Origin of the sequence: Novacetimonas hansenii JCM 7643 (assembly GCF_000964405.1) — a bacterium.
Taxonomy (GTDB): Bacteria; Pseudomonadota; Alphaproteobacteria; order Acetobacterales; family Acetobacteraceae; genus Novacetimonas; species Novacetimonas hansenii.
On record NZ_BANE01000183.1, the window covers coordinates 14,439 to 31,472 of the forward strand.

Below are 17,034 nucleotides of genomic sequence, written 5' to 3' on the forward strand. Positions count from 1 at the left end.
TGCATGGGGCGGCAGGACCTGCGTACGGGCAGGGGAGGGCCACGGGCGCAGGCCCGGAAACGTGTGGCGGCGCAGGGCTAAGGCGACCAAAGTGCGGCGACCAGGGTAAGGCAGTCAGGGTAAGGCGATCAGGGTTAAGGCAGCCAGGGTGCAGCAAGGCAGGAGGTGTGGAAGAGCAGTGCGACATATATCGAGGGGACTGCAGGCCATCCATACCCAGATCCGTGCCGCGCCGCGCACGATGGCGGTCGCCGTGGCGGCGGCGATGGTGCCCGTATTTGTTCCCGTGCCGGGGCCTGCACCGTCCGCATGGGCGGCGACTGCGCCTTCCTCATCGGCCCAGACGCGGGCGGCGGATATGGTCGCGCGCATGCGGCCCGAAGAAAAACTGTCGGTCCTGCGTGCCTTTCCCGCCCCGCTTGGTGGTGCCATGGCGGGCGAGGGCACGGGACTGCTGACATGGCCGGGTGTGCCGCGCCTTGGCCTGCCCGCCTTGCGGATGGGCAGCTTTTCGGACCCGCATCCCACTGATCCCACCATGCCGCACCTGCCTTTCCTTGCCCTTGCCGCGAGTTGGGACCCGGTGCTGGCCCATCGCGCGGGCATGGTGCGGGCGCGTGACGAATGGGGGCGTGGCCGGGCGATGGTGCGTGTCGGTGGTGTGGACCTGCTGCCATCCGGGCGATTGCAGGCAGGCGAGGACCCGATGCTTGCGGGAACAATGGCGGGGATGGTGGCTTCGGGCCTGATGGTGGGGCATGTGGTGCCGGTCTTCGCCTCGCTCCGTGCGGAGGAACAGGGACGCGGTGACGGGGTTGTCGCCCTTCCCGCGACGCTGCCTGTCCCGGCGGATCAGTATATGGGCACCAGCCTGATGGGCCTGTCCATCGCACTGGGTACGGCGCATGGGGGGGCGATCGCATGTGGCGGCATGCATGTGTGCGGCGCGCTGTCCGGCCTGTCGGGCATCATGCGTGAACAGTGGCATTTTGGCAGCATGCTCATGGCGATGCCCGGTGCGCTGTCGGGGGCGGACGCCAGCCCTGTCGCCGCCGTGGCGGATGGCGTGGACATGGAACAGTCACCAGGGGTGGAGGACGGGGTGTATGCCGCCCCCCTGCGCCGCGCGGTTGCGACGGGCGCGGTCCAGCCCCCCCGCATTGACCAGATGGCACAGCATGTCCTGACGTCGCTGTATGGTACCGGCATCCTTGACCATCCGCCGCCATTCACCCGTGACAGGAAATCCCCCCCGGGATCTGGCCCGATGTCGGTGGACGGACTGATGGCCGAGGTCGGGGCAGAGGGGATGGTCCTGTTGCAGAACGAAAACCAGGTCCTGCCCCTTGATGACCGCAGCGGGCAGGTGCTGCTGCTGGCGACACAGGCGTTGCAGGGACCGCTTGTGGCCCTTGCGGCGGCATTGCAGCATGACGGGGTGAAGGTCAGTCAGGCCGTCGTCAACCCCGACGGCACACCCCCGCCACAGGCCGCGCAGGCGGCGCGTATCGTGATGCTGACGGATCGTGATGCGGACAATGCGTTCATCACCGCACTTGCGGACCTTGGCGGGCATGTCGTGACCATCATGATGTCCGACAGCCCTGACCGCGCGATGCCATGGCTGGATGTGGTGGACAGTGTGATACAGGCGTGGTCATGGCATGGGGAATATGCCGCCCCGCTTGCGGCGATGCTGACGGGGACGCGTGAATTCTCGGGCCGCCTGCCCATGACCTTTACTGGCGGGCTGTATCCCCCCGGCATGGCCTATGCCGATTACAATGCGTTCGAACGCGCCCATATCGCCCCGCTGTTTCCGTTCGGCTATGGCCTGTCGGTCGCGGGCGGCGTGTCATATGGCGATGTCCATGTCAGCCGCGAGGACGCGACCCATCTGAGTGCGACCTTCACAGTGACCGATACGTCCGACCATCCGATCCGTGCGGTGGCGCAACTGTACCTGACCCCGCCGGTGGAGGCTGGCGGCGTCAAGCGCCTGGTGGGGTGGCGCAGTATTGCGCTGACACCCGGCCATGCAACCCGCGTCGCCATCCCGGTGGACCCGCACCTGCTGGGGCAATGGGATACAGGCGCGGGCGGCTGGGTGGTTCCTGCGGGGACCTATACGTTCGCGGTGGGGGCGTCGTCGGTCATGCTGACACATCAGGCCAGCGTGCGCATGCCCGCGCTGCATGTGTCCGCAACGCTTGAAAACCTGCCAGTCCCTACATCCCAGGGCGAATGACAATGCACAGCAGCCCCTGGCTTTTCAGGCTGGAACACGCCTTGCCCGCCGCCGCTTCCGACAATCCGGCCAGTCGCGCGCGATAGACCTGTGTGCCGCGTGCGCTGGTGACGGGGATCACCATGCTGCGTGCGCCCTGCAACGCGGTGAAGTCCCCCTGTCGCGCCATGGTTGTGGCGAAACGTGCCTGCCCCTCGGTGGAGAATGCGCCGACCTGCACGCTCCATGCGCCATAATTGACGCCCGTACCTGATATGGCCGTTACCGTCATGGCGGTGCAGCGTGCCGAAGGGTCATAGGCCGCATCGGGATCGCGCGCGCAGGCCGTTGACGCCGGTGCCGCATGCGATGTCGGTGCGGGCGGATTGAGGGTTGCGTACTGCAAGACGGCATGCTGGTTGCGTCCGCCAAGTGCCACGGGTGTGCGCGTGACAGGCTGTCCCGGCCCGGCATAGATCGCAAGAGGGCCGCTCAGCGCCACGGAATTGCCGAGGTTTGGCGTAATGATGCGCAGATAGCGTACGGTCTGGCTGGGCAATGGACGCCCTTCCTCCAGATAGTCATTCAGCCGTTCGATCCCTGCATTATACGCCGCAAGGAAGCCCGGTGCGCCATACAGGCCATACAGTGTGCGGATATAGGCGGTCCCCGCAAGGATGTTGTTGCGCGGTTCGTACGGGTCCGAACCAAGGTGGTTGCGCTTTTGCATGTCACTATAGGTCGGGGCCATCAACTGCATCAGCCCCATCGCGCCACTGGCGGAGGTGATGGGATGGCCGTCCATATATTCATGGCCACCCGATTCCTTCTGGATCACGGCACGGATCCATGGCTGTGGCACAGAAAAACGGTTCGATGCCTCCTCGATATACGGCTTCCACGGGTCATCGGCTGGTCCGGGCGCGCGGTAGGCCCCGCTGGCGGGGTAATAGCGTGAATAGCGTGACGTCCCCTCCCGCGGGGTGGCGGCGCAGCCCGCCAGGACCAGTGCGGCGCATCCCATCAACGCGGTCGCGCGCAGGGTAGGGGAAATGACGCGGGGGCGGATGGCGGCGGAAGAAGTCAGATCAGGCACAACGCAGCCAGTTCGCGACGCATGTCATCGGGCAGGGTGTCTCCATCAAGGTCGAAATGGCCAAGGTCGGCCGGTGCGTCGGCCGCACGCAGGTACCGCCATCCCTGAAAGGGACGCATGCTGCGCGGGACGACTGGCACGATCAACGGGTCGAGCGTGATCAGCGCGCAGGCCACCCCGTCATCGCGTGTATCGGGGCGGATGCCGGTGATGCGCTGGCGGCACATGACCATCCCCGCGATCACGCGGTAAAGCGACCCGCCTTCCAGTATCTCTGGCGCGCGGCGGGGGAACATGCGCGTACGCAGCCATGGCTGCCCGGCGGGTGTGGTGCCATCAAGCCCGTCGCGGGGCACAGGGGGTTCGACCTGCTGGCGCAGGGCGAGTTCAGGCAGGCTGCCGACCCCCACCGCCAGCTTGACCATATGCAGCATCTTGGCCTTCCCCGTTCCTAATGGCGTGCCGGGGCGGGGGGCAGGTCGCTCTGCGCCTCCTGTGCGAAGATGGCGCGGAACCGCGTGGCGTCCACGCTGCGCACGATATGGACGCGGCGTACGCCCTGCTGTTTCGGGGCAAGCTGTTCGGGCCAGACATGGGCGTGCCCGTAATCAGGGCCGTGCGCCAGGTCGATATCCATGAACGCGTCCACCGATGACGTCACCAGTGACGGGTCGGCGGCGATGGCAGCCGTCAGTTCGTCCCACATCGGCAGCGGTTCGTAATATTTCGCAAGATACTGCGTCATCGGCGTGACCTTGCGCGTCACCTGCGCAAGGTAGTCGCGTGTCATCATCAGGTCGTTCGACACGCTGCCCACCGCGGTTACCGACGCCCATGGTGCGGTCAGGACGATATGCGCGGCCTCCGGGTCAAAGATCATGTTGAAGTCGGAGGCAAAGTCCGCATTCCCCGTCACCGACATCATGCTGGTGTCAAGCATGCCGCCCATGAATACCAGTTGTTTTGCCGTCGCGGCAAAGGTCGGGTCCAGGCGGATGGCCAGCGCAAGGTTCGTCAGCGGACCCGCCGCGACGATGGTGATCTGGTGCGGATGGGCATGGACCTGTTCGATCAGGAACTGCGCCGCGTTCTGCGCCACGGGTTGCAGGTGGGGCATGCCCTCCTTCAGCGTGGGCAGGGCAGGCTGCGTGTCGGGAACATGTTCGATGCTGCCCAGTCCGCCCCACGCCCCCTTCCACGGGATTGTGCCGAACTGGTGTTCGTGTTCACGCAGGGCCGCGACAGTGTTGAGCAGGGGATAGACCGCGCCATCGGCCACCGGCACGTCGGTGCGGTGGATGATTTCCAGAAACCGGCGAAGATGGGCCGATTCCGCATTTTCCCAGTCATCGCCACTGACGACGGTAAAGCCGAGTACGCGCACATGTGGGTTGAACAGCAGCGGGATGATGGATTGCTGGTCCGACCCGCCGGGGCCGAGGAAATCATTATCTTCGATCACCAGTTCGGGGTCGGGCGCGGTCTGGGATGCAGTCTGGGATGCAGTCTGGGATGCCGCCTGGGATACTGCCTGCGTGGCGGCATGGGCCAGACCCGGCAGGACAGCGCCAAGCGTCGCCCCGGCGACAAGTGCGCAGGTCCTGAACATGGCGGGAAATGACGGGCGTGACATGGATGCACGGGACACAGCGGGGTTCCTTCCCTGACCTTTGGCGCGCAGTCTAGCCGGTTTATGGCCGAGTTCCATACCACCTGTTCCTTGGAAATCCTGTGCGCAGGTAAATCTGGCGATAGACTGGAATTATAAAAATTCTGGCGAAAATCTTCGAATAACCTTGAAATATGTGACCTGTTCGGGAACATAAGGTGCCCCCCGGAAACATTCGTTATTTTTATGCGGCCTTTTATGGGGATGCCGTCATCATGCGCTGAGGCATGATGTTCTGCCGGGCAATGCCCTTTGCCGGATTTTTACACCACCAGCGCGGCCAGCAGGCTTTCCAGCCGCAACCTCCCTTCCGCAGTGGCCCGCAGGCGTGCCCCGCCTGCATCCCATCGAAGGTAGTCTTCCTCCAGCGCGGCTTGCAGGATGCCCGGATCGGTCGCGTCGCCCAGACTCATCCCCGTGCGCCGCGCAAAGCGCCCTGCGGCGATCCCTTCGTCAAGGCGTAATCCCATCAGCAGCATTTCGCGTGCCTTTTCACGTGGTGACAGCGCGTCTTCATGTGTTGTGCCGGTGCCGGTCCGTTCCACCCGTTCGGCCCACGGTTCTGGTGCGCGGTGGCGGCGGGTGGCATAGGTGACGCCATCGCGTGTCACGCGCCCGTGCGCCCCCGGCCCGATACCCAGATAGTCGCCATAACGCCAGTAAGTCAGGTTGTGGCGGCTTTCGGCCCCCGGACGGGCATAGTTGGAGACCTCGTAGCCCAGTAACCCGTGGCGTGCTGCCACGCGGGCCGTTTCCTCATACAGCCGGGCTGCGAGGTCGTCATCGGGCAGGTGAAAGCGGTTCTGTCGATACAGGCTCTCAAAACGCGTGCCCGGTTCGATCGTCAACTGATAGAGCGAGAGATGGTCGGATGCGAGGTCGAGTGCTGCATCCAGTTCGCCCCGCCATGAGGCCAGCGACTGTTCCGGCCGGGCATAGATCAGGTCGAACGAGATCCGGCCAAATAATGCGCGCGCCTGTTCCAGTGCCGCGATCGCCTGTGGCACGGTGTGTTCACGGCCCAGAAAACGCAGGGCTTCCGGGTCAAGGCTTTGCAATCCCACTGAAATGCGGTTGACCCCCCCGTCGCGAAAGGCACGCAGGCGGGCTGTCTCCACACTGGTGGGATTGGCCTCCAGCGTGATTTCGATATCGGGGGACAGGCGGAACAGGTGGCCCGCATCCCCGATCAGGGCGGCCACCGTCGCAGGTTCCATCAGCGATGGCGTCCCCCCGCCAAAGAATATGGACCCCAGCACAGGACGCGTGTCGCGCGCCGTCCCGATGCGCGCGGCCTCATGCGCCAGTTCACGACGCAGGGCATTGCCAAAACGCGCCTGCGGAATGACGTCGCGCACATGGCTGTTGAAATCACAGTACGGGCATTTCGACAGGCAGAAAGGCCAGTGCACATACAGCGCCAGCGCCTCCCCCCCGTTCGGTGCGGCGACGGTGGGGGGGGCGTCAGATGGCAAGGCGGACGCCAAGTTCAACCACGCGGTCAGGCGGGATGCGGAAGAATTCGGTGGCGGGTGTGGCATTGCGCGCCATCAGCAGGAACAGCGACATGCGCCAGCGCGACATCTTTGGCACGGAGGAACGGACCAGCAATTCACGGCTGGTGAAATAAGATGCCTGCAATGCATCGAATTCCAGTCCGCTGGCCTTCAGGTCCTCCAGCGCGCGGGGCAGGTTGGGCGTTTCCATGAAGCCATAGCGCAGGATGATGCGGTACATATCGGGCGCGAGTTCCTGCAACGCGACACGGTGCCCGCGATCCGCTTCCGGCTGGTCAAGGGTCTGGACCGTGACGAACAGGACATGGTCATGCAGCACCTTGTTGTGCTTGAGGTTGTGCAACAGGCATGCGGGCACGAAATCCGGCGTCGCGGTCATGTATACCGCCGTTCCCGGCACGCGGATGATGCGTGACTGCGGCAGCCGCGCCAGGAAGGAGTTCATGGGCATGCTGTCCTGCTTCTGCCGGTTCATGATCAGCAGGCGGCCCTTTTTCCACGTCGTCATCATCAGCGTCAGCACAATGCCCAGCATCACCGGCACCCAGCCACCTTGCGGGATCTTCAGCGCGTTGGAGGCGAAAAAGGTGGTGTCGATGACGAAGAAACCGCCGAACGTCGTGATCGCGGCCAGGCGTGACCAGTGATACAGACGGCGGAACACCACCATCGCCAGGACGCAGGTACACATGAACGTACCCGTCACCGCGATGCCATAGGCCGAGGCCAGCGCGTCAGAACTGCGGAAGCTCAGCACCAGTAACAGCGCACCGGTCATCAGGAAGCGGTTGAACTCCGGCAGGTAGATCTGGCCCTCTTCCTCCGCATTCGTGTGGGTGATGCGCATGCGCGGCAGGTAGCCAAGCTGGATGATCTGCCGGCATAGCGAAAACCCGCCTGAAATCCCCGCCTGGCTTGCGATGACCGTCGCGCAGGTGGACAGGATGACCATCGGCACCTGCAACCAGTGCGGGCCCAGCAGGAAGAACGGGTTGGCCAGCGTGGTGGGGTGCGCGATGATCAGCGCCCCCTGACCGAGATAGTTGAGGGCGAGGCACGGCAGCACACAGAACAGCCAGGCATAGCGGATGGGCTGGCGGCCGAAATGGCCCATGTCGGCATACAGCGCCTCCGCCCCTGTGACCGACAGCACGACGGACCCCAGTGCGATGAACGACAGCCATCCGTGATAGATGATGAACTGCACCGCATAGGTGGGCGATACCGCCAGCAGGATGGTGGGATGCTGCACGATCTGCGTCAGGCCAAGGATGCCCAGCAGGCTGAACCATACCAGCATGATCGGGCCGAATATGGTCCCCACCTTGCCCGTGCCATAGGACTGCACCGAAAACAGCCCCACCAGCACCAGCAGTGCGATGGGAATGACCAGTTCACGTGCGGCGGGGAAACTGACCTCCAGCCCTTCCACCGCCGACAGCACCGAAATGGCGGGGGTAATCATGCCATCGCCGAAGAACAGGCACGCGCCGCCGATTCCCACCATGCCGAGCGCCACACGCAGGCGGTTGGTGGTGGCGACACGCTGGGCCATCGACATGAGCGAGATGATGCCGCCTTCGCCATTATGGTCGGCACGCATGATCAGGATGACATATTTCACCGTCACGATCAGCAGCAGCGACCAGATGATGAGGCTGAGTACGCCAAGGATCTCCCACGGTTCGATCCTGTGGTGCTGTGACACGACCATGATGGTCGAACGCAGGGCATAGATCGGGCTGGTGCCGATATCGCCGAACACGACGCCCAGCACCCCGAGCAGGGCGGCAAAGCCCACGGGGTTGGCGGCATGTTCATGCTGGTCCGCGCCGTATTCCGTCACCTTCGACGGGACGGGGGCGGATGCCTTGCCGTCCGGTGCCTTGCCATCCGCAGCTTGGGCGCCATGGGCTGGCGTCGTCGATGTTCCGGGGGCATCAGGCCCCGTGGCTTGCGTCATGTCGTGACGGCTCCGCGGCAGTGAATGTCAAGAAATACGGGCAGCATCATGCCCGGTACTTTCGCATACCCACAAGCGGGTAGGGCATCAAGGTCCGTATCCGTGCAGGTGCCATGCCGGTTTTTAGGTGGGACGGGTCGGACGGGGGCCGAAAATGGCGCTGCCGACGCGCACATGGGTCGCGCCGGCGACAATGGCCTGTTCGAAATCGGCCGACATGCCCATCGAAATCACCCCCAGCCCGTGCCGCCCCGCCATGGTGGCGAGCGTGCGGAAATGTGGCGTGGGGTCCTGATCCACCGGGGGAATGCACATCAGCCCCGCCACCGCATCGCCAAAGCGCGCGATGGCGGCGGTGATGAAGGCATCCGCCTCTTCCACCGCCACGCCGGATTTCTGGGTCTCGTCCCCGGTATTGACCTGCACCAGCAATCGCGGCAGGCGACCCACCCGATCGGCCGCGCGCGCGATGGCATCGCACAGGGTCGCGCGGTCAAGGCTTTCGATCATGTCCGCAATGCGCACGGCGTCATATGCCTTGTTCGTTTGCAGGCCGCCGATGATGTTCAGCCTCAGGTCCGGCCATTGCGCGCGCAGGGATGGGAATTTATCCGCCGCTTCCTGCACGCGGTTTTCACCGAATGTCATCTGCCCCGCGCGCAGGGCGGCGACCACGCGCGCACGCGGGTGGAACTTGGACACCGCAACCAGCGTGATGTCCGACGGATCACGCCCGGCGCTGCGGGCCGCGTTGGCAATGCGCGCACGCACCGTCGCAAGCGCCGTGGCGATGTCATGATCTGCGGATACGTCCTGCGCCGTGTCCGCCGGCATGGGTGTGTCGTGCATGCTGTGTCCCCCCTGGTTCGTGGAAATCCGGATGCGGTGGCCTTTTCCCGGCATGACGCGGGGACGGTCATGGCCCGTCCGTGCGATATCATGGTGGCGGGCCGCTGTCATTGGGACGGGGATGGGGACGGGCATCGGCATCGGGGCGAGGGCGTCTGGCATGGGGATGGTAAAAATCATGTGCGCCGGGGGTGGCGGTGCGGGCGTGGGCGTGTCATGTGCGGGACACGTGGGGTCCGGCCACGCATGTGGCGCCGGGGTTCGCGTGGTTTGATGAGTTCCAAAGCAGGTATAGACAATGAAACAGACGTCCGCACCCCGTTCGTCCGGACGCCGCGCCACAGGCCGTGGCGCGCAGGCAGCCCCGGCCGACCCGACGCGCGATATCGCCTTTGACATCGTCACCGGCGTGATCGAGCACCGGCGTATGCTTGAAACCTCCATGGAAAATTCGCCCGTCGCGCGACAGGCGGAACCGCGCGACCGCGCCGCCGCCCATCGCCTGGGGGCGTCGGTCCTGCGTCATATGGGCACCGCGACGGAGGTGCTCTCGCCCTTCTTGAAAAAGGAGCCGCCCGAACCCGTGCGCGCGGTGCTGCTGATCGGGGTGGCGCAACTGCTGTTCCTTGGCACGCCGGTGCATGCGGCGGTGGCGACGTCGGTGGCGCTGGCGCGCAGGCGCGGACTTGCCCCGTTTGCGGGGCTGGTGAATGCCGTGCTGCGCCGGATTGCGCAAAAGGGCGATGGCTGCCTTGACGGACTCGACCAGGAACGCCTCGACGTGCCGCCATGGCTGTGGGCGTCATGGGGGCGCATGGCCCGTCCCATCGCCGCGGCGCTGGGGACGGAGCCACCGCTCGACCTGTCGATGCGTCCTGGCTGTCTGCCGCCACCGGGGGGCGAACTGCTGCCCAACGGCACCGTGCGCTTTGCGGCCGGAACGCGTGTCACCGAATTGCCCGGCTTTGCCGAAGGCGCGTTCTGGGTGCAGGATGCCGCGGCAAGCCTGCCTGCACGCCTGCTGGATGCGAAGGCAGGGGAACGGGTGGCGGACCTGTGCGCCGCGCCCGGCGGCAAGACCGCGCAACTCGCCCTTGCGGGCGCGGATGTCACCGCCGTCGAACGTGACCCCCGACGGCTGGAGCGTCTGGGCGCCAACCTTGCGCGGTTGCAACTGGGCGATGTGGTCAAGGTCGTGCAGGCCGATGCAACGCAATGGCGGCCCGATGCGCCCCTCGATGCGGTGCTGCTGGATGCGCCATGTTCGGCCACCGGCACGGTGCGGCGTCATCCCGATGCACTGTGGATCAAGCGCCCGCGCGACCTTGCGGCACTTGCGGCGGGGCAGCAGGCCCTGCTGAAGGCGGCAGGCGACATGCTGCGTCCGGGTGGGCGGCTGGTTTACGCGGTATGTTCCCTCCAGCCGGAGGAAGGCCCCGCCTGTGCCCGCGCGGCCGAGGAAATGGGGCTGATCGCCGATCCCTTCACGCCGGAGGAACTGGCGTTCCTGCCGCAGGCCCGCACGCCCGAAGGGTGGGTGCGCACGCATCCCGGCATGTGGGCCGAACAGGGGGGGATGGACGGATTCTTCGCCGCGCGCTTCCGCAAGGGGTGAGTGGGGCGGGGATGTCGTAAAACTATGGCCTGCCTGCGATATTCCTGATACAAAAGGAACATGGCAGCTCTATCTTCTCCCCTCATCGCGCCGAGTGTGCTTTCGGCTGATTTTTCCCGCATGGCGGACGAAGTCGCCGCTGTCGAGAAGGCGGGGGCCGACTGGCTCCATCTGGATGTGATGGATGGTCATTTCGTCCCGAACCTGTCGATGGGGCCGCAGCTTGTCCAGGCATTGCGGCCCGGGTCGCGCCTGCCGTTCGATGTGCATCTGATGGTTGCCCCCGTCGATTCGTATATCGAGGCCTTCGCCAGGGCGGGTGCCGATCATATCCATATCCATGTGGAGGCGGGTCCGCACACGCACCGTTCCTTGCAACATGTGCGCGACCATGGCGTGAAGCCAGGCATCGCGATCTGCCCCGCCACCCCGCCCGAAGCGGTGGGGGAGGTGCTGGACCTTGTGGACATGATCCTGGTCATGACGGTCAATCCAGGCTTTGGTGGCCAGAAGTTCCTGACAAGCCAGTTGGCCAAGATCCGTACCCTGCGTGAAATGGCCGACGCAACGGGGCGTGACATCCGCATTGGTGTGGATGGCGGGATCACTCCCGAAACCGCCATGCTTGCGACACAGGCGGGCGCGGATGTCCTGATTGCCGGGACCTCGGTTTACGGGCAGGCGGATTACGCGCAGGCCATCAATGCCCTGCGCACAGGCGAGGCGCCCCGCCGGGCGTGAGGGGACCTTTCACCATCGTCCGGGGCATCACCGGTCGGGACACGAGGCGCACATGGTCGTAAGGCGACTGGCGCAGGGCGCACGCCTGTCGATGGCGCGCCTGCCCTTGCTGGTGGGCAAGGGGCGGGTGCCGGTCGCGCCTGTCCATAATATCCGTGACCTGTGGCCCGGTGATGCCGCGACGGGTGCGATGCTCATCAAGGGCATGATGACGCAGGAGGGATATACCCATCCCATCGGGCCGGGGATGTGGGACAATCCCGATTTTGAACCAGCCTTCCGCGAAGGGCTGCACAGTTTCCGCTGGCTGCGCGATTTGCGCGCGATGGGCACGGATGCGGCCCGGCTGCGTGCGCGTGCGCTGGTGGATGACTGGCTTCTGAATCCGCCAATCCACCCGATGGTGCGTGACTGTACCGTGGCGGGCGCACGTGTCGCGGCATGGCTGGGGCATTATGATTTCTTCGCCGCCTCCGCCAGCGACATGTTCCGTCAACGCCTGATGGCCCGGCTTCTGGTGGAAGGACGGACCATTGCTGCCCTTCTGCCGCCCGAATGCCATGACTGGCAATCGTTGACGGCGCTGAAGGGGTTGCTGGCGGTTGCGGTGGCCATGCCGGAATATACCGGTTTCCTCAGCCGTTACCGCCGCTATATCGACGCAGAGGTGGAACGCCAGATCCTGCCCGATGGCTGGCACATCCAGCGCAGCCCGGAGGTGCAGTTGCGGGCCTTGCGTGAACTGGCGGAAATGCGCGCGATGATGCAGGCGGCACAGCATGCGCTGCCGCATTCTGTGGCGCTGGCGCTTGACAAGATGAGCCCCGTGCTGCGTGCCATGCGTCATGGGGATGGGTGCCTCGCCCTGTTCAACGGCAGCCATGAACGCAGCTCCACCCTGATTGAAATGGTGCTGTCGCAGGCTACGCGCACGCGGGTGGTGGCCAATGCCATGCCCGATGGCGGGTTTGTGCGCGCGCAGTCGGGGCGTTCGCTCCTGCTGGTGGATGCGGGGGCGCCCGCGCCGACGGGATATGACCACAATGCCCATGCGGGCACGTTGTCGCTGGAATTTTCGTGTATGCGACAGCGCCTGGTCGTCAATTGCGGCGGCGGATTCCTGCCGGAATGGAAAAAGGCGCTGCGCCAGACGGCCGCCCATTCCACGGTGGAGGTGGAGGGGCTGTCCTCCTCTGATTTCCATGAGGATGGCACGGTCGCCCGCCGTCCCGCCCATGTGGAGGTCGATCATGCAACGCGGGAGGGCGCGCATTGGCTGAGCCTGTCGCATGACGGATATTATCCCACGGCTGGCGCGACCTATGCACGGCGGTTGTACCTTGGCAGCAATGGTGACTGCCTGCGGGGCGAGGAAACCATAGAGGGCGAGCGTGATCTGGCGTTTGTCCTGCGTTTCCACCTGCATCCTTCGGTCTGTGTGCAGCCGGGGACGCAGGCCGGCACTGTCATGCTGGAGGCGGGGGAGCAGACATGGAACTTCCGCGCCACGGGCGGGGAGGTCGTGGTGGAGGAGAGCGTCTATTCCGGCGGTCTGCGTCCTGTGCCTTCGACACAGATCGTCGTGCGGGTCGCCCCCAATGCCGCCCGCCCGCCCGCGACGGGCGAGGGCACGCCACAGGTTCCCGTCGGGGTGGAGGATGCGATACCCGCAGGCCCCGGACCGGCGGTGGAAACTGCACCCGGCAGAAAGCGCAGGGTGATCCGCTGGGCGCTGGAACGTGACAGGGGACCGGGCGGGGAATGAGGATACTCGAGATCACGAATGTTGATTTCGCGCTGTATCATTTCCTGTATCCCCTGATGCGTCGGCTGCGGGCCGATGGGCATGATGTCGTGGGTGTCTGTGCCGATGGCCCCTTGCTGTCGGCGGTGCGCGCCGATGGGTTCCGGGTGGAGGCCGTGGCGATGGCGCGGTCCTTTTCCCCCGTGGCGCAGATGCGCGCATTATGGGCGCTGGTGCACCTGATCCGGCGCGAACGTCCCGATATCGTGCATGCGCACATGCCGATCAGCGGCCTTCTGGCCCGTCTGGCGGCATGGCTGTGTGGTGTGCCGTGCGTGGCCTATACCTGCCATGGTTTTTTGTTCAACCAGCCGGGGCCGTGGGTACGGCGCCGGCTGGCGCTGGTTCTGGAATGGCTGGCCGGGCGCGTGACCAATACGTATCTGACCGTTTCGTACGAGGAGGCGCGTGACGCGCGGCGGCTTGGCATTCACCTATGCGCCACGGCCATCGGCAACGGGCGTGATGGTGCGCTCTTTCGCCCGGACCCGCTGGTGCGGTGCAGGTTGCGCGCGGACCTTGGCGTGGGGGCGGGGGATGTCGTCATCCTCGCGGTGTCGCGGTTGGTGCGGCACAAGGGATATCCCGAACTGCTTGCGGCGATGCGTGATGTTCCCGATGCGGTCCTGTGGGTCGTGGGCGCGCGTCTGCCCACCGATCACGGGCCGGACATGGCGGACCTTATCATGGCGGCACAGGCGGAACTTGGCCCCCGATTGCGTTGTCTTGGGTATCGCGCCGATGTGGCGGACCTTATGGCGGCGGCGGATATCTTTGTCCTGCCCAGCCATTTTGAGGGGCTGCCCATGACGGTGATCGAGGCGATGCTGTCGGGCCTGCCGGTTGTCGGCAGCGATATTCGCGGCATTCGCGAACAGATCGTCACGGGGCGGACCGGATACCTTGTCCCCCCTGCGGATGCGGGTGCCCTTGCGGCTGCGCTGGGGCGGCTGGTGCGGTCCGCCGGTCTGCGCCGCATCATGGGCATGGCCGGGCGCGCACGGGCGTTGCAACTGTTTTCACAAGATGCCGTGCTGGCGCGGACCTGCGCCCTGCTGGTGCAGGGCGCGCGGCGGCGTCAGGGTTGTGACAGTTGGCCGCCCATTTCCTGAATCATGGTTTCGGTTTCCTGCGGGTGGGCATTGATCAGCTTCACGTTCGCAGGGTTCAGCGCGGGCGCGCCCTTGGGCGCCTGCTGGTGCATCAGGGCGGTCGTCATGCCAAAGGTCGTGATGCCCATGACAAAGTCCGACGCGCTAAGCCCGTGTTCGCGCAGGATCGGCATCAGGCGTTCCATCTGCGCCGTGCGTTCGATCGTCTGTGACAGCGACAGGTTGCCGCTTTCGGGGGGGGTAACATTCCGGGCCTTGATCTCCTTGATGGTGGGGATCATGACCGTGAAGAAATTGTTTGGCAGGCGGTACTGCGCGGCCGCGGTGATGTCATGCATCATCATCGCCTGCTGTTCGGATGTCGGCTGCTGTCCCGCCGGGGCCTGCTGTGCCATCGCAGGCAGCACAGGCAACGACAGCGACAGGGCAGCGACAAGGAAATATGTGCGAAAAGTCATGGCTGGCTGGTCCATTCGCCCTGTTTCATCAAGGATTCACGCGTGCCGTCATGGGTGATGGCGTCCACGTCGATCTGGTTCGACCCGATCATCCAGTCAATATGGATGAAGCTGGAATTTGCGCCACGTTCAGACAGTTGCGCAGCATCAAGGGTGTCGGTGTCGAGCATGCATTTGGTATAGGACTGTCCCAGCGCGATATGGCTGGCGGCATTTTCATCGAACAGCGTGTTGCGAAACAGGATGCCGCTGCTGGAAATCGGTGATGAGGCAGGCACCAACGCCACTTCGCCCAGGCGGCGTGCGCCTTCGTCGGTGTCAAGAATGCGTGTCAGGACCTCCTGACCCGTGCGTGCGCTGGCTTCGACAATGCGGCCATCTTGGAAACGCACCGCGATATCGTCAATCAGCGTTCCCTGGTGGAACAGGGGCTTTGTCGCGCGCACCGTGCCATCGACGCGACGGGCATGGGGGGTGGTAAACACTTCCTCGGTCGGGATGTTGGGGTTGCAGGTGATGCCGTTGCGTGCGGGTTCCGACCCGCCTGCCCATGCGTGCCCATCGGCAAGCCCTACCGTCAGGTCCGTATCCGGCCCCCGGAAATGCAGTGCCGCAAAACGGCGGTCATTCAGCCATGCGGCACGCCGGTGCAGGGTTTCGTTATGCCGCGCCCATTCTGCCACCGGGTCGGCAGTCGTTACGCGCGACGCGGTAAAGATGGCATCCCACAGGCGGGCAAGCGCCTGTTCGGGGGGCAGGTCGGGGAACACCTGCTGTGCCCATGTGGGGGTGGCGCAGGCAACAATGTTCCAGTTGATGGCAAAATTGGTGATCAGTTCCATGGCGGGCCGCCCCGCCAGTGATGACGCGCGTGACGCACGGGCGACGCGGTCGTGGTTTTCCCCCGACAGCAGCGTGGGATTGCCCCCCGTGATTGCCATGCGGGCCGCCCCTTCGCGATAGGCCTCCGCCATGCCGTCCTGCAGCCACTTTGCCGCCGTGTCGAACGTGTCGTCGGGTGCATGGCGGAAACGCGCCAGCGTGGTTTCATCGTCGCTGTAGAACGTGCTGACCAGTGATGCCCCCGCGCGATAGGCATGTTCGGTAATGCGCCGCACCAGCGGCACCGCGTCGAGCGGCGCGGTAATCAGCAGTTGCTGGCCATGGGCGATATTCAGCCCGACCCGGACCGCAACCTCGCCAAGCCGGTCGAGGAGTTCTGCGTGGTTGGAAGCTGGGGCCATGCGTGCATTCATCCTGTTTATGGCGATAGGGATGGCGGGCCGCGCTGTGCCCGCCCTGTCACGAGGTGTCTGTCACGATACGATAGACGATAGTCCACGGTTGCGTAAAATCATACCGTAACCTGTTGGGGAAAAGCGAAGGTGATGCAAATGGCGGGGATACCTGATGGTCGCGGAAATGCCGTCAGGCTGTGTGAGGTCGCCGCCGTGCGTGAACGCCCGCAACGTGTCGTCACGCAGGGGCGTGCGCTTGTGGTTTGGAGCACGCAGGACGGGCGGGTATGCGTGTTCGATGATCGCTGCCCGCATGGCAATGCGCGCCTGTCCACTGGTTATGTCCAGTATGACCGGCTTGTCTGCCCGCTGCATATGTGGACCTTTGGCATACGCGGCGACGTGGATGCGCCCGGTGGGCGGATTGAGGCGGCAAACCCCATGCAGCGCCCCTATGACGCATGGGTGGAGGGGGAAGATGTCTGGGCTGACGTACGTCCCGCCATGGGAAAGTCTGCAAATTAACGCATTGAAAAGTAGTAAAAATTTTGGTGAATCTTTTTCGCAAGCTCTGAAAGACGCTGCCTTTTTCGATCCAGGGGTGGCGCCCAAAAACTTTCATTCACTATGGCGTGCCATCAGTTAAGCCCTGAAAGCTTGAGCAGAGTGTTTGAAAACAGCTCATTGATAAAAAAGAAAAGTTTTGGGTGCCGCCTTTTGATCGAAAAAGGCGGCGTCTTCTGAA

Annotated in this window: 14 protein-coding genes; 6 read left to right on the top strand and 8 right to left on the bottom strand. The window is 64.6% G+C overall.

Going from position 1 to position 17,034, the window contains the following annotated elements; all coding sequences use genetic code 11:
* Window positions 1-178: 178 nt before the first annotated feature.
* On the top strand, window positions 179-2,248 hold the full coding sequence (locus B7G66_RS12580; RefSeq protein ID WP_003617812.1) for a glycoside hydrolase family 3 C-terminal domain-containing protein: 2,070 nt from the start codon (window positions 179-181) through the stop codon (window positions 2,246-2,248).
* Here the strand turns inward: B7G66_RS12580 and B7G66_RS12585 are convergent.
* The 6 genes from B7G66_RS12585 to B7G66_RS12610 form a co-directional block, all read right to left on the bottom strand.
* The gene (locus tag B7G66_RS12585; RefSeq protein ID WP_003617813.1) at window positions 2,229-3,323 is read right to left on the bottom strand and encodes a lytic transglycosylase domain-containing protein; all 1,095 of its coding nucleotides are present in this window, start codon (window positions 3,321-3,323) and stop codon (window positions 2,229-2,231) included. The genes B7G66_RS12580 and B7G66_RS12585 overlap by 20 nt on opposite strands.
* Entirely contained in the window at window positions 3,311-3,757 is a 447-nt protein-coding gene (locus tag B7G66_RS12590) for a DUF1489 family protein (RefSeq protein WP_003617814.1), read from the bottom strand. The genes B7G66_RS12585 and B7G66_RS12590 overlap by 13 nt, the downstream gene beginning before the upstream one ends.
* A 17-nt stretch (window positions 3,758-3,774) precedes the next feature.
* Complete coding sequence (locus B7G66_RS12595) at window positions 3,775-4,971, bottom strand: nucleoside hydrolase (RefSeq protein WP_003617815.1); 1,197 nt, start codon at window positions 4,969-4,971, stop codon at window positions 3,775-3,777.
* A gap of 284 nt (window positions 4,972-5,255) precedes the next feature.
* On the bottom strand, window positions 5,256-6,467 hold the full coding sequence (gene hemW, locus B7G66_RS12600; RefSeq protein ID WP_048859239.1) for a radical SAM family heme chaperone HemW: 1,212 nt from the start codon (window positions 6,465-6,467) through the stop codon (window positions 5,256-5,258).
* Window positions 6,457-8,472: a potassium transporter Kup gene (locus tag B7G66_RS12605; protein ID WP_003617817.1), complete on the bottom strand. Its 2,016-nt coding sequence runs from the start codon at window positions 8,470-8,472 to the stop codon at window positions 6,457-6,459. The genes hemW and B7G66_RS12605 overlap by 11 nt, the downstream gene beginning before the upstream one ends.
* Window positions 8,473-8,595: 123 nt before the next feature.
* On the bottom strand, window positions 8,596-9,306 hold the full coding sequence (locus B7G66_RS12610; RefSeq protein WP_141312741.1) for a YggS family pyridoxal phosphate-dependent enzyme: 711 nt from the start codon (window positions 9,304-9,306) through the stop codon (window positions 8,596-8,598).
* A 313-nt stretch (window positions 9,307-9,619) separates the two neighbouring features.
* Between B7G66_RS12610 and B7G66_RS12615 the strand changes: the two genes are divergently transcribed.
* From B7G66_RS12615 to B7G66_RS12630, 4 genes are read left to right on the top strand one after another with little or no spacing between them, the layout of a single operon-like run.
* Window positions 9,620-10,936 (top strand): RsmB/NOP family class I SAM-dependent RNA methyltransferase, encoded by a 1,317-nt coding sequence (locus B7G66_RS12615; RefSeq protein WP_003617819.1) that lies wholly within the window; start codon window positions 9,620-9,622, stop codon window positions 10,934-10,936.
* Window positions 10,937-10,996: 60 nt separating this feature from the next.
* Entirely contained in the window at window positions 10,997-11,677 is a 681-nt protein-coding gene (rpe, locus tag B7G66_RS12620) for a ribulose-phosphate 3-epimerase (protein WP_048859237.1), read from the top strand.
* A 52-nt stretch (window positions 11,678-11,729) separates the two neighbouring features.
* Window positions 11,730-13,442 (top strand): heparinase II/III family protein, encoded by a 1,713-nt coding sequence (locus B7G66_RS12625; RefSeq protein ID WP_003617820.1) that lies wholly within the window; start codon window positions 11,730-11,732, stop codon window positions 13,440-13,442.
* Complete coding sequence (locus tag B7G66_RS12630; RefSeq protein ID WP_003617821.1) at window positions 13,439-14,593, top strand: glycosyltransferase family 4 protein; 1,155 nt, start codon at window positions 13,439-13,441, stop codon at window positions 14,591-14,593. The genes B7G66_RS12625 and B7G66_RS12630 overlap by 4 nt, the downstream gene beginning before the upstream one ends.
* On the opposite strand, the gene B7G66_RS12635 is transcribed toward B7G66_RS12630, so the two are convergent.
* Window positions 14,560-15,051 (bottom strand): hypothetical protein, encoded by a 492-nt coding sequence (locus B7G66_RS12635; RefSeq protein WP_040511466.1) that lies wholly within the window; start codon window positions 15,049-15,051, stop codon window positions 14,560-14,562. The genes B7G66_RS12630 and B7G66_RS12635 overlap by 34 nt on opposite strands.
* Window positions 15,048-16,295, bottom strand: a complete 1,248-nt coding sequence (locus B7G66_RS12640) for an aminopeptidase (protein ID WP_040510439.1) — start codon at window positions 16,293-16,295, stop codon at window positions 15,048-15,050. The genes B7G66_RS12635 and B7G66_RS12640 overlap by 4 nt, the downstream gene beginning before the upstream one ends.
* 150 nt (window positions 16,296-16,445) lie before the next feature.
* Between B7G66_RS12640 and B7G66_RS12645 the strand changes: the two genes are divergently transcribed.
* A complete protein-coding gene (locus B7G66_RS12645) occupies window positions 16,446-16,814 on the top strand; it encodes a Rieske (2Fe-2S) protein (protein ID WP_003617824.1) in 369 nt (122 codons plus the stop codon).
* Window positions 16,815-17,034 lie beyond the last annotated feature (220 nt).